We start from the raw sequence: 23,606 nt of genomic DNA on the forward strand, positions 1-23,606 counted from the left end.
GTCCGATTCGAAGCCCCCTGGTATCGGGCTTCTTTAATATCGCCCGAGAGCCTGACGTCATCCGCATGTACGTCCAGGAGGCTCTCATGCACAAACCGCTCCCCCATACTTCTGCTTTCCCCGCCGCGGGTACGCTCGCGGTATACGCCGCGCTGGCGCCGGATCACCGGCAACTGGTCAAGGACACCATGACCCAGGATCTCGATGCGCTGGAGCAAGCCGCCGAGAAACCCGACGCCCTTGCCACCGCCCAGATGCTGCACCGCATACAGGGCGCGCTGCTGGCCCTGCAGATGCGCGCGCCAGCCTCGCACTTCGAGGCGCTGGAAGAAGAACTGGCAGAAGGCCTGTCCGCCGCCGCAGCCGCCAGAATCCGCCGTCAGGCCACCGTCGTGCGCGGCCTGATGGACAGGCTGCATGCGTGGCAACCCGTTCCGGTGCAATCTGCAGGAAACACGCGTCCCTCATGATCGGCTATCTTTGAAACCAGATCCTGAAACGGACCATGCCCTCTACCTCTCTTCCCGCGCGTCGCGCTTTTCCCGCCCGCCGGCAACGTTTGTTGCATGCGTTGGCCGCGGCTTTGCTGCCGCTGGCCCTCGCAGCCTGCAACGGCGGCGGCGACGACCATGACGACGAACCCGTCACCGTCGCGCCGCCTCCCGTCGAAGAAACGCCCCCCGCAGAATCCCAGCCGCCGCGCAATACGGCCTATCTGCAGGCCAAGCCGGGCGACGTCATCCAGGTCCGCATCGAGGAACTGCATCCCACCCAGGCCGCCATCGGCTACGACCAGATCTACTACAAGCTCGGCCGCTGGCAAGGGGACTTCGAACGCCCGACCTGGGCGGACAAGCCGGCACTGCAGCTGGACTACCTGAACCGCACGGTCGGCAAGAAGTTCGACGACTACTGCGAAGACATGGGCGGCGCCGAGCGCGCGCAGGAATTCCAGAGCATCGCCGAGGCGCGCGCCGCCCGCCTGGACCAGCCGGCCACCTATGCCTGCAAGAACGCCCCGGGCACCAACGCGGCCAACCTCAAGACGGTGGTGGTCGGCTGGGACGGCAACCTGTATCTGACCGACGGCCACCATACCTTCTCGTCGCTGCGCGAAATCGCCGATGGCGGCCCCAAGCTGCCGGTCTGGGTCAAGGTCGACGCCAACTACAGCACCCTGCCCAATGCGGCGGCGTTCTGGCAGCGCATGGTCGACGAGCGCCGCGCCTGGCTGCGCGACGGCCAGAACCAACCCATCACCGTGGACCAGTTGCCCGCCCGCCTGGGGCTGGCCAGCGCCCAGGAAGCCGGCGGCATGCAAGAGGACCGCTACCGCTCGCTGGTGTACTTCACCCGCGACATCGCCTACAGCAATGGCAACCTGCCGGAGTTCGCGGAGTTCCTGTGGGGCGACTGGCTGCGCCGCCAGGCCGCGGGCGGCCAGCTGCCGGGCCTGGACCAGTACAAGATGATGGCGCCCGCCGCGCCGGCGCAGATCCTCGCTGTCAGCACGCTCGACAAGAGCCTGGCGCCTGCCGGCGCCAATGACAGCTATGCCGCCGCGGTGCGCGACGCCTCCCTGAAGATGAGCGCATTGAAGGACGCCGACATCGTCTTCGATGACCGCGACGCTGCCGGCCTGGGACGTATCGCGCTGTCGCCCGACGCCGCCAGCGGCTCGCCCACCAAGAAGGCGCGCGACACCCTGGAAGAACTGCCGCGCAACGACGCCAAGAACGATGGCAGTCCGCGGGGCGCAGGCAAGCTGTGGTTCGCCGTGAACTACCGCAACTGCGGCAAGCCCGCGACCGGCACCTGCTGGGGCTGGTAAGCCGCGGCGCCCGCCCACGCGCGCTAAGCGTCGATCTGCATGGCGGGCCGGGCCTGGACCCGGTCCATCCATGCCCGCACATGCGGATGCGACGCCACCCTGGCGCCCAGATAGGCGCTGTAGCCGACCACCGAACCGACCACCAGATCGGCCAATGAGTAGGCCGCGCCCAACATCCAGGGCTGCCGCGACAGATGGCCGTCCAGCACGGCCAGCAACGCGTCCACGTCATCCAATACGCGTTCCGCCTCGGCGCCGCCGGGCGCGTCTGCGCCCTGCGTGGCGAGATACAGGCGCATCACCGCCGCGCCGTAGCTGACATAGGACCAGACGCACCACGACATCGCCAGCAGGCGTTCGGGCGTGCCGGCGGCAGGCCACAGGCCGCGCTCCACGCCGTAGCGCTCTCCCAGCCATAGCTGTATCGCCAAGGTTTCGAACAAGGGAGCGCCGTCCACTGTCAGCGTGGGGACCTTCCCGTTCGGATTGAGCGCCAGGAATTCGGGGCGATGCTGTTCCCCCGTCCTGATGTCCACCTTGATGCGTTCATGCGGCACTTGCAGTTCAGCGAGCGCGCTGGCAACCGGGGTTGCGCTGGACATGGGGTGCCAATAGAAAACGATAGACATGGGCAAATCTCCAATTCGATCAAGGGATGTGCGTCGCGGCCCCTGCCGCTGACTACGGGGGCCACTGTAGAATCCATTGAGGACAGATTCCGCCCTCGATACGCGCTATCGTGCCGCCATGCTTACTTCCAGCAACCGCCTCCTGCGCCTGCTGTCGCTGCTGCAGACCCGCCGCCATTGGGCCGGGACCGAACTGGCCGCGACGCTGGCGATCCACCCCCGCACCCTGCGGCGCGACATCGACAAGCTGCGCGAACTGGGCTACCCCGTCCATGCCAGCAGCGGCGTGGCCGGCGGCTACGCCTTTCGCGCGGGAAAGGCGCTGCCACCCCTGTTGTTGGACGACGATGAAGCGCTGGCCGTGGCGCTCACGCTGCGCACGGCGGCCACGGGCACGGTGGGCGGCATCGAGGAAACCGCGCTGCGGGCGCTGGTGAAGCTGGAGCAGGTCATGCCGCAGCGCCTGCGCCACCGGGTCGACGCGCTGCGATCGGCCATCGTGCCGATCCCGCGCGACGGCGCGGCCGTCGACGCCACCCTGCTGGCCACGCTGGCAGCCGCCTGCCGCGACCAATTGCGGGTCGGCTTCGACTATGCGGACGGCAAGGGCCGGGCAAGCACCCGGCTGGTGGAGCCGCAAGGCTTGGCGCATACCGGATACCGCTGGTACCTGGTGGCCTGGGATCCCGCGCGCGAGGACTGGCGCACCTTCCGTATCGACCGCATCGCGGGCGCCCCGGAAGTCGGCGCGCATTTCGCGCCGCGCCCTCCGCCCGAAGGCGGCGATCTGCGCGCCTATGTCTCGCGGTCGGTCAACATGGCGCCGCACCAGGAACCCGCGCGCGTGATCCTGCACGCGCCGCGCGCCGTCATGGCCACGCGCATCCCGCCGGGCGCCGGCCAGATCGAAGCGCTGGACGAAGCACGTTGCGTACTGCAATGCGCCGTGCCCAGCCTGGACGCGCTGGTGTACTGGCTGATGGCGCTGGACGTCGAATTCGAGGTGCTGGCGCCTGCGGCGCTGCAGGACCGCCTGCGTCTGGCCAGCGAACGGCTGGGGCGCAGCCTGGAAAAAATGGCAGTTCCCAAAGCGCGCGGATAGCGGTCGGATTTGGCTGTTTTTCGGCCTATCCCATTCTGTGTATTTCGCCCGCGATTCGAGTATCTTGGCTGCTTTCCAAACATTTCCAGAAATCACGCCATGAGCAACGTTCCCGACGCCGACGCCTTCCTGCAATTCCTCGTCAACCTGGTGAACAACGGCAGCCAGATCGAGAGCATCGGCGTCACCCTGCAGATGGGCGGCATGCTGGTGTCGGGTTCCATCGTGTCCGGGGCAGAGTACTTCGACAGCTTCGCCGCCAGCTTCACGGGATCCCTGGACAAGGTGGACGACGCCACTCGCAAGGCCGTGCATGCCTCGCTGACGGAACTGGGCGACGTCTTCCGCGTGCCCCAACCCGCTGACCCGCTGCCGAACTACATCCATCTCGCCGACGCCCTGTTCTTCACTGCCGACGGCACCCCCATCGCCGGACAGCCCACGCTGTGGCGCGGCCGCACCAGCGCGGTCGACGGCTTCGTGCTGGGCCGCCTGCAGGAAGAAGCGGCCGGCTGAGGCCGCCGATATCCCTATTCCGCATAGGTCCCCGCCCCGGTTCTCGGGCGCGGGGCGCGCCGCTACGCAAAAACCACTACGCTATGGGTTTGCCTCCGCCCCCAACCCTGAGTCCGCCCGCCTTCTCTCCACTTGAAGCAAGGGCTCGCTTGAAGTCACTCCCCCGCATGGAAAGACTCCGCATCGTCCTGGTCGACGACCATCCCCTGGTCTTGATGGGGATGCGCGACCTGCTGGAAAAGGACCTCAACTTCGAGGTCACGGCCACCCTGCCCGGGCCGACCGCGCTGATCCAGCACCTGCAACGCGATATGCCGCACGTGGTCATCACCGACTACTCCATGCCCGGCGACGACACCTATGGCGACGGCATCCGCCTGGTCAAATACCTGACGCGGCATTATCCGGACGTCCAGATCGTGGTGCTGACCATGGTGTCGAACTCCATGATCATCTCGGCGCTCTACGACGCCGGGGTGGCCGCCGTGGTGCTCAAGCGCGACAACCTCACCGAAATCATGACCGCGCTGGAAACGCTGCATGCCGGCCGCAAGTACTATCCGCCCGGCTTCCAGCGCGACGGCGCGGCCGATGAGCGCAGCAAGTTCATCGGCGAACGCATCAACAGCCTGTCGCCCAAGGAATTCGAAGTGCTGCGCCACTTCATCCGCGGCGAATCCATGATGCAGGTGGCCGAGGCCTTGAAGCGCAGCGTCAAGACGGTCAGCGGCCAGAAGATCTCGGCCATGCGCAAGCTCAACGTCCGCACCGACCAGGAACTGATCGCCTTCTGCGTCGAAAGCGAAATCTTCCAGTAGGCTGTCCGTTTTCCGGGAATTCAGGCAGGAACGCGCAGCATGACGCAAAAAGCAATCGAGACGGTGGCGGGCCAGGAAGTGGACCGCAAGCTGATGCAGGGCTTGATCGAACAGTCGGCCGGCCGTCCGCTGTCGTTCCATGACTGCGACTTCCAGGACGCGGATTTTTCGCGCCTGGATCTGCGCGGCGCGCAAATGACCGCTTGCGCGATCGCTGGCGCTTCCTTTCAGGGCGCCACGCTGGCGGACTCCGTCTGGCTGCGCTGCCGCGGCGGCCAGGTGGATTTCGCCTCATGCGACGCCAGCGATGCCGTCTTTGAAAACTGCGACCTCAACAATGCCAACTGGCGCCGCGCCCGGCTGGCCGCCGCCCGTTTCCAGGGCTGCAAGCTCACCGGCAGCGACTTCGACGGCATCGCCTGCCTGGGCTGGTCGCTGGAGGAATGCCTGCTGGTCGGCGCGCTGCTGCGCGGCGTGTCGTTTCGCAAGACCGACGTGCGGCACCTGGACTTCTCCGATGCCGACCTGACCGGCAGCGATTTCCGCGACACCGTGTTCCATGGCGGCAGCCTGCGCAACGCCATCCTGAAGAATGTCCGCTTCGAAGGCGCCGACCTGCGCGAAGCCGACCTGGGCGGCCTGGACCTGAATTCGGCCGCGCGCCTGGCAGGCGCCACCATATCCAAGACTCAGGCGGCAGCCCTACTGGCCGAATTGCGCATCAGCGTGATCTGAAGCGCGCCGGCTGCGGCGGACAAAGCGCTGCTCGACCACCACGCTGCCCCACTGCCGGCCTTCGGACTCCTCGGCCAGCGTGAAGCCGGCAGCCTCGTAGAGATGCCTGGCTGCATCCAGCCCCTTGAAGGTCCACAAGTACGTCTCGTCGTAGTGGGCGTCGACAAACGCCATGGCCCGCTCCAGCAGGACGCGGCCCACGCCCATGCCGCGCAGCGACTCGTCGACGATGAACCAGCGCAGGTGCGCGTCACGGGCGGCAAGATCGCCATCGATGACGATGGAAGCCAGCGTCCTGCCGTTGTCTACGTACAGCCAGATGTTCTTGCCGGTGGCGGGCAGGCCTTCGGCGAACTCGGCCAGCTCGCTCGCGACCTTGCGTTCGAAGTACACGCCGAATCCCGAGGCCTGCGCGTAATAGCGCGCATGCAGGCTGGCCACGTCGCCGATGCAGCCAGGCAGGTAGCCCGCGTGGATCTGCTCTGCGATGCCGTCTGTGACGAGCGCGGTGTTGGGGTTCTCGTGCGACAGGGCGTCGGCGTAAAGGGAAAGAAAGCGGATCAGCGATTGCTGGTCCTCGGGCGCCAGTTGGCGCAATGCCCGCGAAACCTGGCCGGTGGCGAACTGGTCTATCTGCATACGCAGCCGGGTGCCGGCTTCGCTCAGGTACAGCCGCGACGAGCGCGCATCGTCACTGTCGGCCTCGCGCGTCAGCAGCCCGGCTGACTCCAGCTTGGCGACCTGACGGCTGGTATTGGACTTGTCCAGCCTGAGGATGGCCGCCAGATCGCGCGCCTGGATGCCCGGCTGCAGGCCGATCTCGATGATGGCGTGGACGGCGGACGGGGCCAGCTCGCTGCCGGCCAGCGAGCTGCGCATGAAGCCTAGCTCGCGCACCAGTTTGCGTGAGAACTCCCGCAAATCCCGGATCGTCTGATCGCGGGACTGGATGGGGGTATCGATCAGATCCATGGCGCGCCCTTAAAGTTGCGATTCGCAACCAATATACTTGCGGATCGCAACCAATTCAACATTTTTCGCGCCAGCCGCTGCCGCGGCCTATTTCGGCCGCTTGAACCCCGCGCGCGCGGCCTCGACCGTCTGGCGGCAGACGCAGCCGCTCATGTGATCGTTGACCATGCCCACGGCCTGCATGAAGGCGTACATGGTTGTCGGGCCCACGAAGGTCCAGCCGCGCTTCTTCAGGTCACGCGACAGCGCCGCCGACGCCGGCGAGGTCGGATTGCCATTCCAGTAGTCCAGGTCCACGGTCGCGGGACGGTCCTGGGCCGGCGGCTCATGGCTCCAGAGCCAGGCCGACAATGAACCCGTCTCGTCGGCCAGGGCGCGTGCGCGCCTGGCATTGTTGATGGCGGACACGATCTTGCTACGGTTGCGCACGATGCCCGCGTCGCCCATCAGGCGCTCGACGTCGCGCTCCGTGTAGCGCGCCACCCGCTCGAAGTCGAAGTCATCGAAGGCCGCGCGGAACGCCTCGCGCTTGCGCAGGATCGTGATCCAGGCCATGCCGGCCTGAAAACCCTCCAGGCAGATCTTCTCGTACAGGCGGCGGTCATCCGCCACCGGCCTGCCCCACTCATGGTCGTGATAGTCGGGCATGGACGGCTGCCAGAAGCAGCGCGCCACGCCCTGCTCGTCCGTGATCAGGCCCGGATCGTTCTTGTTCATCTCATCGGTCTTCATGCGGCGGCTTACTGCTTGCCCGGCACCGGGCAGCTCAGGTCGCCTTCCTCGCACTTCAGGTAGGCCTGCAGTTCCTTGGTGCGCGCCTGCGTCAGTTTGTCCAGGCACAGGCTCAGCGTCATGGGATACGCGCTGCCGCCGGACGTGCTGCTGGACGCGAAGGCGCACTCCGCATCGCGAAAGAACAGCCAGGCCTTCTGGGCGGCATGCAGCTGGGTCGTCGCGTCCCGGTCGTTCTTCAGGCGCGCGGTCACTTCCTTGTAGGCGGCGTTCAAGGCGGCGTCGGACTTGCGGTACGCCTGGTCGGCGCACAGGCTCATGTCCGTCTGCGTGGCCGCGTTGCCGCAATCCAGCGGCTGCGCCTGCGCGCTTGCGGCCAGCGCAAGCGCGGCAGCGGCGGTCATGATGGCGATACGCATGGAATTCCTCCTGTGTGGCTGGTGAACCAGGAAAGTGTCGCATGGAACAATGGCCTCCCGCAGCGGCGGCTGCGCCGCCAGTGGCCTAAGATGGCGGCTATGAAGATCCAATTGCTCTCCGACCTGCACCTTGAAACCGACCCGGATTTCCTGGCCCGGCCCGCACCCGGCGCCGACCTGCTCGTGCTGGCCGGGGACATAGGCTCATACCGCCGCGGTTCGCTCATGACGGGCGACGACTTCGGCCTGGGCAGCTATGCGCCGAGCAAGGGCTGGCCCACGCCCGTGGTGTATGTCCCCGGCAACCACGAATACGACAACGTCGATTTCGACGAGACCCACGCACGGCTGCGCCAGCTTTGCGGCGAACTCGGCATCCACTGGCTGGAACGCGAGACGCTGGTCATCGATGGCGTGCGCTTTGTCGGCACCACGCTGTGGACGGATTTCGACGCGCTGGCCGCGCCCGGCGACACCGTCGGCGCGGCCCTGAAAAAGCGCGAAAAAGCGTTTCGCGCGGCGGACTTCTATCTGGAAAAGGCCGAAATGCGCCGCAACGGCGCGCCCTTCATGGCCGAGCAGATGCGCGAGCAGGGGCTGCTATGCCAGCAATGGCTGCAAGACGCCCTGCGCGCGCCCCACGACGGGCCGACCGTGGCCATCACCCACTTCGCCCCCACCTTGGCGAGCGCGGATCCGCGTTACGGCGTCACCCCCGGCACAGCAGGGTTCTGCAATGCGCTGGACGCCCTGCTGCCCCTGGCCGACGTCTGGATGCACGGCCATCTCCACTGTCCGCAGGACTATGTGAAGAATGGCTGCCGCATCGTGGCCAATCCGCTGGGCTACGCCAAGAAGGGCGAACAGCAGGACTTTGCGCCTGACCGCCTGTGGGACGTGACGGCGTCTAGAACTTGAGGCTGGCGCTCAAGGCGTAGGTGCGCGGGTCGCCCGCCTTCACGTAGTCCGGCGACTGGTATAGCCAGTAACGCTTGTCGGCCATATTGTTGATGCCCGCGCGGAACGTGGTTTCGTAGCCGTAGATGCGCGTGTCGTAGGTGGCGCCGATATTGACGATGGCGTAGTCGGACACCTGGACCGCATTCGAAGCGCCCAGCATGGTGCTGCCGGTGTACTTCACGTCGGCCCTGAGTTTCAGACCCGGCAGTTGCGGCACCGAATACGCAACCTGAGCCGCGGCGACGAACTTGGGCGCGCCCGCCACCCGGTTCCCGGTGAAGCTGGAACCCTTCTTGTATTCCGAATCCAGGAACATCAGGCTGCCGCCCACATTCCAGTTCGTCGCAATGCGCGTGGAGGCTCCCAGCTCCAGCCCTTGGTAGATCGACTTGCCGTCCTGCACCAGCTCATTGGCGGCGTTGGTGTATTCCGCCTTCTTCTCGATGCGGAACAGCGCCGCCGTGGCAGCCCAGCCGTCCTGGTTGGTCTTGATGCCCAGTTCGTACTGCTTGCTCTTGAGCGGGTCCAGCAGCGCGCCGAAGTTGGCGTAGGTATTGCCCACCGACGACCCCGGCTCCAGCGACTCGATGTAGCTGGCATAGGCCATGGTCTGCGGCGTGATGTTGTACATCAGCGCCACCGTCGGCGTCAGCACGCCGTTCTTGTCGTAGCGCGAATTGCGCACGCCCGCGGCGTCGAAACCGACCTGTTCGTAGTCGGTATAGCGCAGGCCGCCCAGCACGGACCAGCCGCCGGTCAGGTCGATGGTGTCGCTTGCGAACAGCGCCTTCTGCGTGATCTCGGCGGCGCGGTACAGGTCCAGGCTGCCCTCGCTGTAATAGGTGTTGGTGTTCTGCGTGCGCAGATTGCCCGTGCCTTGCAGCTGGTACACGCCGTTGGCGCTGTAGTCGTTCTTCTGCTTTTGCCAGGACGCGCCCGCCACCACCTGGTGTTTCAGCGGGCCGGTGCTGAACCTGCCTTCGAGCATGCCCTGCCATTGGTTGTAGGCATAGGCTTCACCGTAATCCGAGCGATAGTCCTGGTAGTCGCCCGCCTGGTTCTGCAGGAACAGCACCGATTCATTGCGGCGGGTGCGAGTGGAGCTGTAGCTGTAGTCGGTGCGCACTGACCAATCGGACGACAGCTGGTACTTCAGCCCGGTCGAATAGAAGCGGAATTTATTGTCGGCATACGGGCCCTGGCCCACCAGCCTGCCGTTGTCGTTGCGCACCGGCGACGGCAGCTCCGAGCCCGCCATCTGGCCAGCGTAGATGGTCGGCTCCTGCCCGATCGCCTTGCGGTTCTGGTAGATGGACTGGAAGTCCCAGGTCAGCTTGTCGGTCAGGCGCGCGTCCAGCGCCAGCGACACCGAATCCCGATACAGCGAGCCGCCGTTATAGGTATTGCCCTCTTCATGCGTGGCGTTCAGGCGATAGCCGAAGCGGCCGTCGCCGCCCACGCGCCCGCCCAGATCGACGTGTTCACGCAGGAGGCCCTTGGACACATAGCCCAGCTCGATGCTGCGCACCGGCTCGTCGGTCGGCTTCTTGGTGACATAGTTGATCAGTCCGCCCGGCGAACCGAAGCCGTACATGAAACCGGATGCGCCCTTGAGCAGGTCGATCTGTTCGAAGTGCTCGTAAGGCAAGGTGGTGACGTAGCTAAGGAAGGGCTTGCCGTCGATGCGGTAGGAATTCTGCCAATCCAGCGGCAGGCCGCGCACGCTCAGATAACTGGCCCAGGCGCCGTAGGAGGCGCTGTTGTCGGTGACGGATGCGTCCAGGGCGAACACGTCGCCCAGCTTGCGGACCTGCCGCTCCTCGATATCCGCGGCGGTGACCACGGCCGTGGAAAACGGCGTCTCCAGCTGGCTGCGGTTGCCCAGCGCCCCGCTGTTCACCGGCGCGGACAGATGCTCCAGCGTGTCGTCCAGCGAGGTCGCGTTGACGGTCACTGCCGGCAACTGGGCCACGCCTTGCGTATCCCCCCCGACCGTCGGCGGCGGCGTGCCGGCGGCCTGGGCCTGGACGCCCCCGGAATGAACGATGCCCAGGGTCAGGGCTAGGGCATAGGGTGCAACGGCATGCCGCGCGTGCTTGCGCGCGCGGCACTTCCTGGCGGAAGCGGGACGGACCACGTTGAATTCTCCAGAGCGGGAGGGGAAGAAATGTCGACTTCTTATAAATAAGACTGATTCGCAATTATATTAATAACTGCGAACTTCCCCATGCCGCTCTGGCCCTGCGGTCACTGCTTGGACGCTTTTTCCAACTGATCGCGCAGCCGCTCCTCCTGGGCGCGCAGCTCCGCCGTGAACTCCTCGCCGAAGTCGTCGGCCTCGTACAGCGGGCGGATCTCGATGTCAGACGGGCCGGGCATCGGATTCGGACAGCGCTTGACCCATTCGATGGCCTCCTGCAGCGAGGCGCACTCCCAGAGCCAGTAGCCGGCGATCAGCTCCTTGGTTTCCGCAAAGGGGCCGTCTATCACCTGCCGGCTGCTGTCGGAAAAGTGCACCCGTGCGCCCTTGGAGCTGGGTTTCAGGCCGTCGCCCGCCAGCATCACGCCCGCCTTGACCAGTTCCTCGTTGAACCGCCCCATGTCGGCCAGCAGTTGCTGGGTGGGCATCACCCCTGCTTCGCTATCGGCGGTGGCCCTGACTTGAACCATGAATCGCATCTCGGTCTCCTTGTGTGGATGATGGAACTTGCATGCTCCATCCACACGACGAACCGCGCCAGTCGAAATCGACAGCCGCCAGGAAAAAAAGTGTATCCGTGGCCGGGTCGGCGTCCTCCATGAAAAAACCCATGACGCCCGGAAAGCGTCATGGGTTCTTGCCGCCATGGCTGACGGGGCGATCAGCGCATCACGGCGCCGGATTCGGCTGGCGGGCGTGGATCTTGTCGATCGCCTCCAGCACCTCGGCCGACAGGGTCACGTCCACGCTGTCGATGTTCTCCTTCAGCTGTTCCAGCGTGGTCGCGCCGATCAGGTTGCTGGTGACGAAGGGGCGCTGGTTGACCCAGGCCAGGGCCAGGTGGGTGGGCGAAATGCCGTGCGTGCGCGCCAGTTCGACGTAGGCGCGGGTGGCGGCCTCGGCCTGCTCATTGCTGTAGCGGGTGAAGCGCGTGTAGAGCGTCAGGCGGGCGCCGGCCGGGCGCGCTCCGTCCAGGTACTTGCCGCAAAGCATGCCCATCGCCAGCGGCGAATAGGCCAACAGGCCCACGCCTTCGTGGTGCGAGTACTCAGACAGGCCGATCTCGTAGACGCGGTTCAGCAGGCTGTAGGCGTTCTGGATGGTTGCGATGCGCGGCAAGCTCTTGTTCTCGGCATGCCGCAGGAACTGGCCGACACCCCAGGGCGTTTCATTGGACACGCCGATGTGGCGCACCTTGCCGGCGCGCACGAAGTCCTGCAGCACCTCCAGCGTTTCCTCGATCGGCACGGTGTACTCGTCCTGGACCCAGGGATAGGACAGCTTGCCGAAGGTGGCCGTCGTGCGGTCGGGCCAATGCAGCTGATACAGGTCCAGGTAGTCCGTTTGCAGGCGCTTCAGGCTGGCATCCAGGGCCGCGGTCAGATTCTTGCGGTCCAGGTGGGTCTTGCCGTCGCGGATGTGGCCCGGACGCTTCGCGTCGCGCACGGGGCCCGCCGCCTTGCTGGCCAGCACGATATCCTGGCGGCGCTTGCTGCGCGCCAGCCAGGTGCCGATATAGGTCTCGGTGAGGCCCTGCGTTTCGGGCTTGGGCGGCACCGGATACATTTCGGCGACGTCAACCAGATTGATGCCACGCTCCAGGGCGTAGTCCAGCTGCTGGTGCGCCTCGGCTTCGGTGTTCTGCTCGCCCCAGGTCATGGTGCCCAGTCCGATCAGGCTGACATCCAGGTCGGTACGGCCGAGTTTGCGGTATTTCAATTTCTGCTCCGTGCGGTGTCGCTTACTAGGGAAGCGACACCTTACTCCAAGAAGCTTTTCAAATACCTGGCAACGATCCGCGGCTGCGGGTTATTCGCCCCTTGCCCGCCGCGCCGCACTCGGCATACGCTCTATCCCCAAATAACCACCGGAAATCAACGTGCTGCGCGAAATTGATGAAACCTACGTGTTTTTCATCTGCGTAATCGCTTGCCTGGCCATCATCGAGCTGGGCTTCCGGTTGGGGCGCAGGCACCGCCGCGCTTCCGACGACGCCGCCAAGACCCATATCGGCGCGCTCCAGACCGCCTTGCTGGGCCTGCTGGCGCTGCTGCTGGGCTTTACCTTCGCGATGTCGGTGACGCGTTTCGAAACGCGCAAGAACCTGGTGCTGGAAGAGGCCAACGCCATCGGCAACGCCTATTGGCGCTCGCAGCTGCTGCCTCCCGCGGCCCGCGATCCCATCGCGAAGCTCTTGCTGGAATACACGACGACGGCGCTGGAGTTCAGCGACGCCGACAACGACAAGGAGCGCCTGGCCGCGGCCAGCGTGACGTCGCGGCGCATCGAGCGCCAGATCCGGAGCACGGCTGCGAGCGTCCTGGAGAACCCGCCGTCGATATCCACGGTCATGTTCATCCAGGCCATCAACGAAATGGCCCAGGTCAATGAAAAGCGCCGCGTCGCGCTGGAAAACCACGTACCCGAGCCCGTCTTCTATCTGCTCTTCATCGTCACCGGCGGCGCAATGGGCTTCATCGCCTACGGCACCGGGCTGCACAAGCGCAGGCGGCTGATCTCGACCGGCCTGTTCGCCACGCTTATTTCCCTGGTGCTGACCTTCATCCTGGACATCGACCAGCCAGCCAGCGGCGTGATCATGGTCAGCCAGGAGAGCATGGTGCGGATGAAGGCGACGCTGGAGCAGGAGCGCTAGGCGCGCGGCGCCTGCGCCCCCCGTCCTGGCACGCGTCAGTACTGGTAGCGCATCGTCAGCATGGCGCTGCGTCCCGCCCCCCACGCGCCCTGGCTGTAGAACCCGATCTGGCTGTAGTACTTGCGATCGAACAGGTTGTTCACATTGAGCTGGGCGCTCAGGTTGCGATTGAAGCGGTAGCGAGCCATCAGATTGGTGATCGCATAGCTGCCCTGACCGACTCGCTCTTCTCCGTTCGGGCCGCTGGCCATCGTGTACACATGGCTTTGCCAGTTGACGCCGCCGCCCACCGTCAGACGGTTCCAATCGCCAGGCAGCGTATAAGTCGTGAACACGCGCACCAGGCTGCGCGGCTGGTCGGTCTGTATGGCATTGCCATCGCCGTCGCGCGCAGTCCAGTGCGACCAGCCCGCGGCAAGGTTCCATCCCGGCATCACTTCACCCGAAACCTCCAGGTCAAAACCGCGGCTGCGCGTGCCCTGCGCAGCGGTGTAGGCCTGGTTGATGGTGCCCGGCACCATGTAGCCCGGATCGACCTGGGCCACATTGTCCTGCTCGATCTGGAACACCGCGGCGCTGGCGTTCAGCTTGCCGTCCAGGAACTCGCCCTTGATGCCCGCTTCGTAAGACTTGCCCTCGAGCGGATCGAGCCAGTTGCCGCTGCGGTCCTGATAGCTCTGCGGATTGAAGATGCCGGTGTAGCTGACGTAGGCCGTGTAGGTCTCGTTGATGTCGTAGAGCAGGCCGGCATAGGGCGTGAATTCGTTCTTCTTGAAAGACTGGCGGCTGCCGCCGCCAAAGCCGACCGAATCCGTTTCCCACGTGCTGTAGCGGCCGCCCACGATGAGCTTGAGCGGATCGGCAAGATTGAAGCGCAAGGCGCCGTACCAGCCCGTTTGCTTGGTGGTGTACCGATTGGCGGTGACCGAATCGCTGCTCCATTCCGGCTCCGGATACGAGCCGTCCCAGTCGAGGAAATTGCCCACGGCCGCGCTCGACAGGGCCGAGCGGTAGTCGAAGTCGCCGTGCTGGCGGTTGAAGCTGGCGCCCACGACAGCCTCGTGGCGGCGGCCGAACAGCGTGAACGGACCGGATGCCTTGACGTCCAGGCTGTTCTGCTTGCGGTCTCCCACGTACCACGCCGGCGATGCGTTCACACCCAGGCCGGTGTCGCGGTCGGGCCAGCCATAGAGATAGAGAAGCTTGGCATCCATCTCGTTCTTTGAATGCGATCCCACCGCGTTGACAGTCCAGCCATTGTCGAAGCGGTGTTCCAGGCTGGCGAAAGCGCCCTGGGTCGTGCTACCCCACGAACTCCAGTCCGCCCCGGTGTTCAGCGAACGGCTCCAGTCCGTGCGGCCGCCGTCGGCGTACCAGAGCGGGAAGCCGCCCCAGCTGCTGCGTTTCGGGTCGTTGTCCTGGTAATTGAAACCCACGCTCAGCGTCGTGCGGGAGGTGATGTCCGCGTCCACCACGCCATAGAACACCTTCTTGCGGTTCTGGTAGCCATCCAGGTAGGAGTGATTGTCCTGATAGGCCGAGACGATGCGTCCGCGCACACTGCCGGCGGAGTTGAGCGGCGTGGACAGATCCACCGTGCCGCGATAGGTGTCCCAGTTGCCAGCGCTGACGCTCATGTCCGCCTTGAACTCGCGGCTGGTGGCATGCTTGCGTACCAGGTTGATCGACGCGGACGGATTCCCCGCGCCGGTCAGCAGGCCGGTGGCGCCCCGCACCACCTCGACCCGGTCATAGATGATGGGATCGAGCGATGACTCGCCCGCGGCATAGCCGGTGTCGAAGCTCGTCGGAATTCCGTCATACATGTAGTTGCTGACGCTGAAGCCCCGGGAATTGAACGAATACCGCTCGCTGTCATAGTTCTGCACCGAAATACCCGGCGTGCTCGCCATCACGTCAACCAGCGAAAGCATGTTCTCGTCGTCCATGCGTTGCCGCGTGACCACCGTGACCGACTGCGGCGTTTCACGCAATGTCAGCGGCAGCCCCGTACTGGCGGCGGTGGCGCGCGGCGTATACGAACCGGTGCCCTCGGTGGTGGTGCTGTCGGCGTTGCCGATCACCTGTACGGACTGCAAGGTGGCCACGCCCTCGTCCTGAGCCGTGGCAGTGCCGCAGGCCAGTGCCATCAGCACCAGGCAAGGCGTGCGCCGCAGGACGAGGCGTGGACGAACGGAACGAGTGCGGCCGGCGGGCCCGGGGTGTTGCATGTTGGCTTCCTTTCCCATGTTGAAACTTCTAATGGGAAGAAAGTGTAATGCAAACAATTCTCAGGTGCGTTATTGAATAACCAAGCATCACCTGCTGGACGTCCGTATCGTTTTGGGGACGCAAGCTGGTTGCAGGCAGACCGCCCGGCCGGCCGGGTAGCTTGTCGAATGGCGCGCCAGAATGAAAACTGGCGCGGCCATCGTCGCGGCCGCGCCAGAAATTCCGGCTACCCGGTAGCGGCCAAGGCCGCTCGTGGCTGTGCCTCAGCCCGCCTTGCCCGCCGACGCCAACGCCTGCGCCGCAGGCTCGCCCGCGTCCGCACAGGCCGCCGGGCTGCGCTCGGCAAGCGCTTCCAGCAACTCGGACGACGGCACGAAGAACAGGCCGCCCGTGACCGCGTGGCTGAAGTCGAGCAGGCGGTCGTAATTGCCGGGCGGACGTCCGACGAACATGTTCTCCAGCATCAGCTCGATGGGACGCGGCGAACGCGCGTAGCCGATGAAGTACGTGCCGAATTCCCCGGATCCCGGCCGGCCGAACGGCATGTTGTCGCGCAGGATCTTCAGTTCCTGGCCGTTTTCCTCGATGGTCGTCAGGGCGCTGTGCGAGGACGAGGGCTTGATGTCGTCGTCGAGTTCCACGTTGGACCACTTGTGGCGGCCGATGACCCCTTCCTGGCCTTCGACCGTCAGCGCATTCCAGGCCTTCATGTCGTGCAGGTACTTCTGCACCAGCACGTAGCTGCCGCCGGCGAACTCGGCGTCCTCGTCGCCGATGACGGTGAAGTCGAATGCTTCCTGCCCTTCCGGATTCTCGGTCCCGTCGACGAAGCCGATGATGGCGCGGCGGTCGAAGTAGCGAAAGCCATGGACCTCATCCACGACCGTCACGGCATCGCCCAATCCGCCCAGCAACAAGGTGGCCAGTTCGAAGCAGAAATCCATCGAGTCCGCGCGGATGTGCAGCAGCAGGTCGCCCGGCGTCGCCATGGCCAGGCGCTCGCCGGAACCGAACTCGCGGAAAGGGTGCAGCGCGGCGGGACGCGGCGCGCCGAAAAGCGTGTCCCAGGCCGTGGAGCCGAAGGCGGTGACACAGGAAAGATTCTGCTCGGGCGCGCGCGTGCCCACCGTGCGGACAACGGCGGCGACATCGGCGCACCAGCCACGCACGGTTTCGGCGGCGGCGGCGCCTTCATTGAGGGTGGCCACGATGAAAATCGCGTGGCGGGTCGTCGTATTGTGGACGGCTTGGGATAGGGGCTGACGGTCAGACATCGGATCGGGGACCTCAAGAAAGCGAGCGCGGCGGCGCGAAAGGGCTAGTCCGATTCTAAGCGCGGACTGTGTACGTGCGCACCCGATTGGTTACGGCACCGCCCTCAACCACTCGCTCACCACATCCAGCACGATGCGGCTTTGTTCGCGGTGCGGCACATGCCCGCAGTTCTCCAGCAGCACAGGGCGGCCGCCGGCCAGCGCCGCGATCTTTTCCTGGTGTTTGGGGGAACCGTATTCGTCGATTTCGCCATGCAGGGCAAGCACGGGGCAACGCACCTGGCGCAATTGCTCGTCCAGGTTCCAGGCGGCAAACTCGGGCGACAGCCAGGTGTTGATCCACGCGCCCAGCACCCATTCGGCTTTCTCGCCGTGATACTTCTTCAGCCGGTCCAGCTGGCCGGGTTCTGCGAAATTCTGCTTGGCGGCCCGTATGCCTTCCAGTGTGCGGTCTTCGGCAAACATCTGTGCGGACTCGGTGATCAGCGCCCGGCAATCGTCGGCATACACGCCGGCGCAGCAGACAGCCATGCCACCGCCCACGCTATGGCCGAACCCCACGTAGGGGCCGATGCCCAGCGCTGCGCGCACGCTTCGGAATCCGCCCTGCGCTTCTTCTTCCACGAAGCCGGGTTCGAACACGGCGGTATTGGGATCGGACCGGCCAAAGCCCAGGCGGTCATAGGCGATGACGCTGCGCCCGGTGGCCTGCGCCAGTTGTTCAGGGAAATCGCGCCACAGCTCCACGCAACCCAGCGAATCATGGAACAGCACGATGGGCGCTGCGGCAGCGGTCTCACCGGCGGGATCCCAGCGCCGCGCGAAAAGGCGGCCCTGGCTGGTGTTCACGTAGACATCCTGGCTGGTAACGGCAAGCATGAAAAGTCCTGGGGAGAGTATGCGACGATGCGCCATCGCACCGCGCTCCGATTATAGGAAAGCCGGCGGCCTCACCGCAGTCCGGACACCACGCCTGCGGCGATGATGAGCAGGACCAGCGCGGAAATCGCCGTGTAGGCGTAGTCGCGCTCGCGCAGGAAAATGGCCAGCATCAGCGCCACCCGCGCCACTGGCAGCAGGATGAACAGGGCCACCCCGACCTTGACGAGTCCAAGGTCCCGCAGGCCGCCATGCGCGGGCAGCAGGAAATCCACAGCCATGCCGGCGGCGATGAGGGCCGAGGCGAGCCAGGTTCCGTACCACAGCAAGCCGGCGATGGCGCGGTCGCGCCGCGCCTGTTTGTCCACCGTCTGCGTCATGCCGGGCCTCCCGGGATATGCACGCCCAACGCGCTCAGCAGCATCTGCACCGCCAGCAGGGACAGCACGATCACGAAGAACAGCCGCAGCTTGTCCGCCGGCAGGCCCATCAGCAGGCGGGCGCCGAGCAAAGCGCCCGCGACAGAGCCCAGCGCGACCGGTCCGGCGATGCCTATGTCGATGTCGCCGCGCACGAAATAGGCGCCCGCGCTGGCGGCGGCGGTCACGCCGATCATGAAATTGGACGTCGCCGACGAGACCTTGATGGGCAGCTTCAGCGCGGCATCCATGGCCGGAATCTTGAGCACCCCCGAGCCTATTCCGAGCAAGGCCGAAATCAGCCCCGCGCCATACATCAGCGACAAGCCCAGCGGCACGCGGTCCACCTGATAGTGCACCTCCCGGCCCAGCGCGCGGTCGGGGAAGCTTGCGTGCAGGCGCAACGCGGTGGCCCAGCTGGCGGCGCCGGGCGCAATCGCCACGGCCTCGCGCCGGCGCGCCAGCATCTGCTGCGCGGACAGCGCCAGGATCACTGCGAACAGGCCGTAGAGAAATCCGGTCGAGACGATCCCGATGAGGAACACGCCGGTCAGCGCGCCCAACGTGGTGGCCGTCTCCAGGACGATGGCAAGCCTGACGTTGGTCAGCCGCCCTTTCAGGAAAGGCGCGGCGCTGCCGCAGGAACAGGCGATCACCGAGATGATGCTGGCCCCGATGGCGACATGGATGTCCACGCCGAACAGCAGCGTCAGGATGGGCACGATGAAGATGCCGCTGGCCATCCCCAGCACCCCGCCCAGCGCGCTGGCGCCGAAGGCGGCGGCGAACAGCCAGAAGATCGTCGAGGTCTCCATGGCCGCCGCTTCAGGCCGGCTTGCGTGGCTGGCGCGCCAGGCGGGTACTGAAGCGGATCAGGTCGCCGCGGTAGTACAGCTTTTCGTAGTCGACGGGCCGCTGCCGCTCGGTGTAGGACGTGCGCTCGATGAGGAAGATCGGGCTTCCCGCGGCGACGCCCAGCGCCTGCGCGACGCGTTCGTCTGCCGTCACCGCTTCCAGCTGGTACTCGGCCTCGATCAGAGGCAAGTCGTAGCGCAGCTCCAGCAGGTCGAAGATCGGCTCGGCCTCCAGGTCGTTGCTGGCGACTTTTTCGCCCACGTCCAGCGGCAGATAGGTTTCATCAAACGACATGGCCACGCCGTCCGCCAGCCGCACTCGCTCGATCCGATAGACCAGCGCGCCGCGCGCCACGCCCAGTTGGCGGGCGACGTCTTCCGTGGCCGGCACCGGGCGCTTGTCCAGCAGGCGCGCGGTCGCCCGGCGGCCGAGCGCGGTCATGTCCTCGACGAAACCGCTCAGGGCCGTCAGCGGCTGCATCAGCTTGGGCTCCGTGACGAACGTGCCTTTGCCGCGCCGGATTTCCACCAGCCCGCGCGCAACCAGGTTTTCCACCGCCTTGCGCACCGTGCTGCGGCTGACGGCGAAGCGCTCGATCAGTTGGTCTTCCGTCGGCAACCGGTCGCCAGGCGACAGGCTGCCGGACGAGATTTCCGCAGCCAGGGCCATTTCCACCCGGGCATAAAGAGGAGCGTATTCGGTGTCGTTTTGCATGAAATCATCATAACATCATGATGTCATGATGACGCAAGGGCGAACATGCATTACGGATGACGACGCCGGCAACTGGTAGTCTTCGCAGGCCTGCCCGGCGCCTTCCGCGCCGGCGCCACTCTCAAGCGAGACACGATATGAGCAATTTCATGCACAGCGCCTCCGTTCCCGTCCTGACGCAAATGCTGTCGGCCCTGTCCGACGTGCTGAAGAAAGCGGAAGCCCACGCCACGGAAAAGAACATCGATCCGGACGCCTACCTGGGCGCCCGCCTGTTCCCCGATATGTTCCCGCTGTCGCGCCAGGTGCAGATCGCCGCGGATTTTGCCAAGGGCATCGCCTCGCGCCTGGCTGGCGCGGAAGTGCCTTCGTGGCCGGATAGCGAAGCCACCTTCGCGGGCCTGCAAGCCTTGATCGCCAAGACGCTGGAGCACCTGGCTTCGTTCGGCCCCGAACAGTTCGCGCAGAGCGAAGCGCGCGAAATCGTGCTGCGCCCCGGCACGCCCAAGGAAAAGAAACTGAGCGGCAGCGCCTATCTGCTGCACTATGGGCTGCCGCAGTTCTTCTTCCATGTGACCACGGCCTACGACCTCCTGCGCCACAACGGCGTGGAAATCGGCAAGCGCGATTACATGGGCAAGTACTGATCCGTTTCAGCGGGCCCCAAGCCATTGGGGCCCGCGCCCGGCGGCTACTCCGCGTAGCCCGGGTTGCGACGGTCCAGGCGGCGCAGCAGTCCCGGCCAGGCCAGCATGGCCTTGTGCGCGCGGTCGGCCTGCGATTCCACCGTGGCGTTCTTCAGGATGTCAGGCGGAATGTAGGTCAGTTCGCCACCGGCCTGGGCCCGCACCTGCACCATGCAGGCGGCCTCCAGCCGGTGCATGGCCTGGAAGGCTTCGGCCATGCTCTGCCCCACGGTCAACAGGCCATGGTTGCGCAGGATGAGATAGCTGTTGCTGCCCAGGTCCCGCACCAGGCGAGGCTGTTCCTCGGGATTGAGCGCCAGGCCTTCGTAGTCGTGGTAGCTGAGCGAACGCAGCACGATGAACGCGAACTGCGACAGCGGCAGCAGGCCGGCCTTCTGCGCCGACACCGCCACGCCGTTGATGGAGTGCGTATGCAGCACGCACATCGCGTCCTTGCGAGCCGCGTGGATACAGCTATGGATGGTGAAGCCGGCTGGATTGATGTCGTACTCCGACTCCATCACCTTGCGCCCGTCCAGATCGATCTTGACCAGGCTCGATGCCGTGATTTCGTCGAACATCATGCCGTAGGGGTTGATCAGGAAATGTTCGGTCCCCGGCACCTTGGCCGTGATGTGGGTGAAGATCAGATCGTCCCAGCCGAACAGCGCCACCAAACGGTATAGCGCCGCCAGATCCTTGCGGACCTCCCATTCCGTCGCGCTGACCTGTTCGCGCACGCTGGCGCCCTTGCCTGCCGTATCCATGTTGTCTCCGTGTCTTGATGATTGCCCGCCGCGATCGGGCGGACGCTGTCTGGCACTTTATTCGTTTTGGCGGCGGCCGGCACGGGGCGCGGCCAAGGAGCGGTCACCCCGTCTCATGGAAAAAGGGCGCCCGTCGGACGCCCTGTTCGTTTCCCGCCGTTTATTGCGGTTCGATCACTGCGGTTCGATCTTCGCGTCGATCGCGCGCTGGGTCCAGACCTGGCGCTGCGACTGCGCGAAGGCCTGGTGTTCAGCCACGCTGTTGGGCGAGACCTGCATGCCCAGGGATTCGAAGCGCTGCAGCACGTCCGGCTCGCGCAGGATGGCGGCGACTTCCTGGTTCAGTTTCTGCACGATGGCGTCGGGCGTCTTGGCCGGCACGGCCACGCCGACCCACACGACCAGGTCGAACTTCTGGTAGCCCAGCTCGGCCAGCGTCGGCACGCTGGGGAACTCCTTGGCGCGTTCATGGCCCGTGTAGGCCAGGCCGCGCAGCTTGCCGGCCTGCATGAACGAGGTCACGACAGAGAGGTCGGCGAACAGGTAGTCGACGTGGCCGCCCAGCAGGTCGGTCACGGCCGGCGGCTGGCTCTTGTACGGCACGCCGTTGGCCGCGGCGCCCGCCACCGTGTTGAAGGTGGCGCCGGCGATCTGGCTGGTGGGCGAGCCATACGCGTAGTTCAGGGGCTTGGCCTGCGTGGCCTTGACCAGTTCCTGCAGCGACTTGTAGGGCGCGTCCTCGCGCACCACCAGCATCATCGGAATGGTGGCGATGCGCACGACGTGGGTGAAGTCGCCGGTGGGATCGAACGGCAGCTTGCGGAACAACGCCGGCGTGGCCGAGTGCGTCGAGCTGCTGGTGAGGATCAGCGTGTAGCCGTCGGGCTGGGCGCGCGCGACGAACGAGGCGCCGATGGTGCCGGACGCGCCGGGCTTGTTCTCGATGACGACAGGCACGTTCAGGCGTGGGCCGAGCTTCTCGGCAATGATGCGCGCGCTGGTGTCGGTGGCGCTGCCCGGAGAGAACGGCACGACGATGGTGATGGGCTTGTCAGGATAGGCGCCCTGCGCCAATGCCACGGACGGCAGTGCGCCAGCCAGCGCGGTCAGGACGGTGAGGCTGCCAGCGGCCAGCAGGCGGCGGCGGACGCCGAACGGTCGGATCATGCTTGTCTCCTGTGAGGGGCCGCGGGTCGGCCTCTTGAACTCTGACCGTATGATGCTTGCGACCCGTTTATCCCAACAAGGGACTAATTTTCATAGACTTATTCCAAACTGGGATTAATTCTCTGAAGCCTGGCGCTGCCGCAGATATTCCTCGGTCGCCTGCAGGAAGGCTGAAGCCGCCAGCGACAGCCGCGCGTTGCGGCGCTGGATGAGCCAGAGTTCGTGCCCGTGCTTGCGAGCGCCGTCTATGGCGAGGATGCGCAGGCCCAACTGCCGCGCCAGATCGCAGGCATAACCGGGCACGACCGTTATCCCCAGGCCCGCGCCGACCAGCTTCAACGCCGAGGTCAGCATGCCGGCCTCGATGCGGTAGCGGAATTCCAGGTTCAGGTCGGCCGCCACGCGGTCCAGGCTGCGCCGCACGCTATACACGTTGCGTAGCATGATGTGATCATGGGCGGCCACGTCGGCCCACGACACTGAACGCTTGCGCGTCAACGCATGGCGCGGCGCGCACACCGCGTACATGGTGTCGCGATAGATGACCCGGGTGGCCAGTTCTTCCGAAGGGATTTCGACCGAGACGATGCCGAAGTCGGCGCGGCCGTTGCGCACGTGCTCGATGGTGTCGTCGGTGGAAAGTTCGAACAAATCCAGCTTCACGCTGGGATGGGCGCGGTGATAGTCGGCCACCACCTCGCCCAGCAGGCCCACCATCATCAGCGGCGAAGTGGCCACGCCCACCGTGCCGCGCTCCAGCGTGCGCAGGCCCGACATGCTGCGCTCGGCGGCGCGCACGGTGCCCAGGATTTCCTGGGCATAGGCGTAGAAATCCGCCGCGCCGTCGCAGGGCGTGACGCTGCGGGTGGAGCGCTCGAACAGCGGCTGGCCGACCTCGGCCTCAAGTTCGGCGCAGAGCTTGCTGACGGCCGATTGCGTCACGAAGGCCGCGCGCGCGGCCGCCGTGAAACTGCGCAGTTCGTATAGCGCGCAAAACACGCGCAATTGCTTGAGAGTGATGTTCATGGTCGAAGTCGCCGCCA

The 23,606-nt window shown here is 65.6% G+C and carries 25 protein-coding genes; 9 read left to right on the forward strand and 16 right to left on the reverse strand.

The annotated features are described in order from the left end of the window. Positions 1–86: 86 nt before the first annotated feature. Positions 87–470: a hypothetical protein gene (locus IB258_RS13360; protein ID WP_054451716.1), complete on the forward strand. Its 384-nt coding sequence runs from the start codon at positions 87–89 to the stop codon at positions 468–470. Positions 471–505: 35 nt separating this feature from the next. Next, positions 506–1,831 carry a ParB/Srx family N-terminal domain-containing protein gene (locus IB258_RS13365; RefSeq protein WP_192352685.1) on the forward strand — a complete coding sequence of 442 codons (1,326 nt, stop codon included), beginning with the start codon at positions 506–508 and terminating at the stop codon, positions 1,829–1,831. Positions 1,832–1,854: 23 nt separating this feature from the next. On the opposite strand, the gene IB258_RS13370 is transcribed toward IB258_RS13365, so the two are convergent. Then, positions 1,855–2,460: a glutathione S-transferase family protein gene (locus IB258_RS13370; RefSeq protein WP_192352686.1), complete on the reverse strand. Its 606-nt coding sequence runs from the start codon at positions 2,458–2,460 to the stop codon at positions 1,855–1,857. A 118-nt stretch (positions 2,461–2,578) separates the two neighbouring features. Here IB258_RS13370 and IB258_RS13375 point away from each other — a divergent pair, with 118 nt between their 5' ends. The 4 genes from IB258_RS13375 (at position 2,579) to IB258_RS13390 (ending at position 5,631) form a co-directional block, all read left to right on the forward strand. Beyond that, on the forward strand, positions 2,579–3,562 hold the full coding sequence (locus tag IB258_RS13375) for a YafY family protein (RefSeq protein ID WP_054451719.1): 984 nt from the start codon (positions 2,579–2,581) through the stop codon (positions 3,560–3,562). 99 nt (positions 3,563–3,661) lie between these two features. Then, complete coding sequence (gvpU, locus tag IB258_RS13380; RefSeq protein WP_175160217.1) at positions 3,662–4,078, forward strand: gas vesicle accessory protein GvpU; 417 nt, start codon at positions 3,662–3,664, stop codon at positions 4,076–4,078. Positions 4,079–4,245: 167 nt separating this feature from the next. Further along, positions 4,246–4,896, forward strand: a complete 651-nt coding sequence (locus IB258_RS13385) for a response regulator (protein WP_054451720.1) — start codon at positions 4,246–4,248, stop codon at positions 4,894–4,896. 39 nt (positions 4,897–4,935) lie between these two features. Next, positions 4,936–5,631, forward strand: a complete 696-nt coding sequence (locus tag IB258_RS13390) for a pentapeptide repeat-containing protein (RefSeq protein ID WP_125471218.1) — start codon at positions 4,936–4,938, stop codon at positions 5,629–5,631. Here the strand turns inward: IB258_RS13390 and IB258_RS13395 are convergent. The 3 genes from IB258_RS13395 to IB258_RS13405 all read right to left on the reverse strand — a co-directional run bounded on the left by IB258_RS13395 (position 5,599) and on the right by IB258_RS13405 (position 7,754). After that, positions 5,599–6,603, reverse strand: coding sequence for a helix-turn-helix domain-containing GNAT family N-acetyltransferase (locus IB258_RS13395; RefSeq protein ID WP_192352687.1), 1,005 nt, complete (start codon positions 6,601–6,603; stop codon positions 5,599–5,601). The two genes, IB258_RS13390 and IB258_RS13395, sit on opposite strands and share 33 nt — an antisense overlap. Positions 6,604–6,690: 87 nt before the next feature. Further along, positions 6,691–7,335 carry a DNA-3-methyladenine glycosylase I gene (locus tag IB258_RS13400; protein WP_054451725.1) on the reverse strand — a complete coding sequence of 215 codons (645 nt, stop codon included), beginning with the start codon at positions 7,333–7,335 and terminating at the stop codon, positions 6,691–6,693. A gap of 8 nt (positions 7,336–7,343) precedes the next feature. After that, positions 7,344–7,754, reverse strand: coding sequence for a lysozyme inhibitor LprI family protein (locus IB258_RS13405; protein WP_119449469.1), 411 nt, complete (start codon positions 7,752–7,754; stop codon positions 7,344–7,346). A 99-nt stretch (positions 7,755–7,853) separates the two neighbouring features. On the opposite strand from IB258_RS13405, the gene IB258_RS13410 reads away from it, so the two are divergent. After that, complete coding sequence (locus tag IB258_RS13410) at positions 7,854–8,672, forward strand: metallophosphoesterase (RefSeq protein WP_119449479.1); 819 nt, start codon at positions 7,854–7,856, stop codon at positions 8,670–8,672. Here IB258_RS13410 and IB258_RS13415 read toward each other — a convergent pair. The 3 genes from IB258_RS13415 to IB258_RS13425 all read right to left on the reverse strand — a co-directional run bounded on the left by IB258_RS13415 (position 8,662) and on the right by IB258_RS13425 (position 12,633). After that, a complete protein-coding gene (locus IB258_RS13415; protein ID WP_192352688.1) occupies positions 8,662–10,851 on the reverse strand; it encodes a TonB-dependent receptor in 2,190 nt (729 codons plus the stop codon). The two genes, IB258_RS13410 and IB258_RS13415, sit on opposite strands and share 11 nt — an antisense overlap. Positions 10,852–10,961: 110 nt before the next feature. Continuing rightward, on the reverse strand, positions 10,962–11,393 hold the full coding sequence (locus IB258_RS13420; RefSeq protein ID WP_192352689.1) for a YciI family protein: 432 nt from the start codon (positions 11,391–11,393) through the stop codon (positions 10,962–10,964). A 190-nt stretch (positions 11,394–11,583) separates the two neighbouring features. Then, on the reverse strand, positions 11,584–12,633 hold the full coding sequence (locus IB258_RS13425) for an NADP(H)-dependent aldo-keto reductase (RefSeq protein ID WP_054451732.1): 1,050 nt from the start codon (positions 12,631–12,633) through the stop codon (positions 11,584–11,586). A 160-nt stretch (positions 12,634–12,793) separates the two neighbouring features. On the opposite strand from IB258_RS13425, the gene IB258_RS13430 reads away from it, so the two are divergent. Then, positions 12,794–13,570: a DUF4239 domain-containing protein gene (locus IB258_RS13430; RefSeq protein WP_054451734.1), complete on the forward strand. Its 777-nt coding sequence runs from the start codon at positions 12,794–12,796 to the stop codon at positions 13,568–13,570. Between the two features lie 35 nt (positions 13,571–13,605). Here IB258_RS13430 and fhuE read toward each other — a convergent pair whose 3' ends face one another. From fhuE to IB258_RS13460, 6 genes are all read right to left on the reverse strand, one after another. Further along, a complete protein-coding gene (gene fhuE, locus IB258_RS13435; protein ID WP_054452280.1) occupies positions 13,606–15,801 on the reverse strand; it encodes a ferric-rhodotorulic acid/ferric-coprogen receptor FhuE in 2,196 nt (731 codons plus the stop codon). A 264-nt stretch (positions 15,802–16,065) separates the two neighbouring features. After that, a complete protein-coding gene (locus IB258_RS13440; RefSeq protein ID WP_054451736.1) occupies positions 16,066–17,076 on the reverse strand; it encodes a Dyp-type peroxidase in 1,011 nt (336 codons plus the stop codon). A gap of 90 nt (positions 17,077–17,166) precedes the next feature. After that, positions 17,167–17,955, reverse strand: coding sequence for an alpha/beta fold hydrolase (locus IB258_RS13445; protein WP_192352690.1), 789 nt, complete (start codon positions 17,953–17,955; stop codon positions 17,167–17,169). Positions 17,956–18,026: 71 nt separating this feature from the next. Then, positions 18,027–18,335 (reverse strand): DUF1634 domain-containing protein, encoded by a 309-nt coding sequence (locus tag IB258_RS13450; RefSeq protein WP_054451740.1) that lies wholly within the window; start codon positions 18,333–18,335, stop codon positions 18,027–18,029. Continuing rightward, a complete protein-coding gene (locus IB258_RS13455; RefSeq protein WP_054451742.1) occupies positions 18,332–19,189 on the reverse strand; it encodes a sulfite exporter TauE/SafE family protein in 858 nt (285 codons plus the stop codon). The genes IB258_RS13450 and IB258_RS13455 overlap by 4 nt, the downstream gene beginning before the upstream one ends. A 10-nt stretch (positions 19,190–19,199) precedes the next feature. Further along, positions 19,200–19,943, reverse strand: coding sequence for a GntR family transcriptional regulator (locus IB258_RS13460; protein ID WP_192352691.1), 744 nt, complete (start codon positions 19,941–19,943; stop codon positions 19,200–19,202). Positions 19,944–20,080: 137 nt separating this feature from the next. Between IB258_RS13460 and IB258_RS13465 the strand changes: the two genes are divergently transcribed. Continuing rightward, positions 20,081–20,590, forward strand: coding sequence for a DUF1993 family protein (locus tag IB258_RS13465; RefSeq protein WP_054451745.1), 510 nt, complete (start codon positions 20,081–20,083; stop codon positions 20,588–20,590). A 44-nt stretch (positions 20,591–20,634) separates the two neighbouring features. Here the strand turns inward: IB258_RS13465 and IB258_RS13470 are convergent, their stop codons facing one another. From IB258_RS13470 to IB258_RS13480, 3 genes are all read right to left on the reverse strand, one after another. Beyond that, complete coding sequence (locus tag IB258_RS13470) at positions 20,635–21,396, reverse strand: class II aldolase/adducin family protein (protein ID WP_054451747.1); 762 nt, start codon at positions 21,394–21,396, stop codon at positions 20,635–20,637. 174 nt (positions 21,397–21,570) lie between these two features. After that, a complete protein-coding gene (locus IB258_RS13475) occupies positions 21,571–22,563 on the reverse strand; it encodes a tripartite tricarboxylate transporter substrate binding protein (RefSeq protein WP_054451748.1) in 993 nt (330 codons plus the stop codon). A 114-nt stretch (positions 22,564–22,677) separates the two neighbouring features. Further along, complete coding sequence (locus IB258_RS13480) at positions 22,678–23,589, reverse strand: LysR family transcriptional regulator (protein WP_054451750.1); 912 nt, start codon at positions 23,587–23,589, stop codon at positions 22,678–22,680. Between the last annotated feature and the right edge of the window lie 17 nt (positions 23,590–23,606).

The organism is Achromobacter sp. ACM02 (assembly GCF_014851605.1).
Lineage (GTDB): Bacteria > Pseudomonadota > Gammaproteobacteria > Burkholderiales > Burkholderiaceae_B > Achromobacter > Achromobacter aegrifaciens.

What these genes read in the sequence shown, in the direction of transcription:
- IB258_RS13455 (WP_054451742.1), bottom strand. Translation starts at nt 19,189, where the DNA reads ATGGAGACCTCGACGATCTTCTGGCTGTTCGCCGCCGCCTTCGGCGCC.
- IB258_RS13385 (WP_054451720.1), top strand. Translation starts at nt 4,246, where the DNA reads ATGGAAAGACTCCGCATCGTCCTGGTCGACGACCATCCCCTGGTCTTG.
- IB258_RS13365 (WP_192352685.1), top strand. Translation starts at nt 506, where the DNA reads ATGCCCTCTACCTCTCTTCCCGCGCGTCGCGCTTTTCCCGCCCGCCGG.
- IB258_RS13395 (WP_192352687.1), bottom strand. Translation starts at nt 6,603, where the DNA reads ATGGATCTGATCGATACCCCCATCCAGTCCCGCGATCAGACGATCCGG.
- IB258_RS13480 (WP_054451750.1), bottom strand. Translation starts at nt 23,589, where the DNA reads ATGAACATCACTCTCAAGCAATTGCGCGTGTTTTGCGCGCTATACGAA.
- IB258_RS13375 (WP_054451719.1), top strand. Translation starts at nt 2,579, where the DNA reads ATGCTTACTTCCAGCAACCGCCTCCTGCGCCTGCTGTCGCTGCTGCAG.
- IB258_RS13450 (WP_054451740.1), bottom strand. Translation starts at nt 18,335, where the DNA reads ATGACGCAGACGGTGGACAAACAGGCGCGGCGCGACCGCGCCATCGCC.
- IB258_RS13445 (WP_192352690.1), bottom strand. Translation starts at nt 17,955, where the DNA reads ATGCTTGCCGTTACCAGCCAGGATGTCTACGTGAACACCAGCCAGGGC.
- gvpU (WP_175160217.1), top strand. Translation starts at nt 3,662, where the DNA reads ATGAGCAACGTTCCCGACGCCGACGCCTTCCTGCAATTCCTCGTCAAC.
- IB258_RS13390 (WP_125471218.1), top strand. Translation starts at nt 4,936, where the DNA reads ATGACGCAAAAAGCAATCGAGACGGTGGCGGGCCAGGAAGTGGACCGC.
- IB258_RS13460 (WP_192352691.1), bottom strand. Translation starts at nt 19,943, where the DNA reads ATGCAAAACGACACCGAATACGCTCCTCTTTATGCCCGGGTGGAAATG.
- IB258_RS13360 (WP_054451716.1), top strand. Translation starts at nt 87, where the DNA reads ATGCACAAACCGCTCCCCCATACTTCTGCTTTCCCCGCCGCGGGTACG.
- IB258_RS13475 (WP_054451748.1), bottom strand. Translation starts at nt 22,563, where the DNA reads ATGATCCGACCGTTCGGCGTCCGCCGCCGCCTGCTGGCCGCTGGCAGC.
- IB258_RS13420 (WP_192352689.1), bottom strand. Translation starts at nt 11,393, where the DNA reads ATGCGATTCATGGTTCAAGTCAGGGCCACCGCCGATAGCGAAGCAGGG.
- IB258_RS13410 (WP_119449479.1), top strand. Translation starts at nt 7,854, where the DNA reads ATGAAGATCCAATTGCTCTCCGACCTGCACCTTGAAACCGACCCGGAT.
- IB258_RS13440 (WP_054451736.1), bottom strand. Translation starts at nt 17,076, where the DNA reads ATGTCTGACCGTCAGCCCCTATCCCAAGCCGTCCACAATACGACGACC.
- IB258_RS13465 (WP_054451745.1), top strand. Translation starts at nt 20,081, where the DNA reads ATGAGCAATTTCATGCACAGCGCCTCCGTTCCCGTCCTGACGCAAATG.
- IB258_RS13405 (WP_119449469.1), bottom strand. Translation starts at nt 7,754, where the DNA reads ATGCGTATCGCCATCATGACCGCCGCTGCCGCGCTTGCGCTGGCCGCA.
- IB258_RS13370 (WP_192352686.1), bottom strand. Translation starts at nt 2,460, where the DNA reads ATGTCTATCGTTTTCTATTGGCACCCCATGTCCAGCGCAACCCCGGTT.
- IB258_RS13400 (WP_054451725.1), bottom strand. Translation starts at nt 7,335, where the DNA reads ATGAAGACCGATGAGATGAACAAGAACGATCCGGGCCTGATCACGGAC.
- fhuE (WP_054452280.1), bottom strand. Translation starts at nt 15,801, where the DNA reads ATGCAACACCCCGGGCCCGCCGGCCGCACTCGTTCCGTTCGTCCACGC.
- IB258_RS13470 (WP_054451747.1), bottom strand. Translation starts at nt 21,396, where the DNA reads ATGGATACGGCAGGCAAGGGCGCCAGCGTGCGCGAACAGGTCAGCGCG.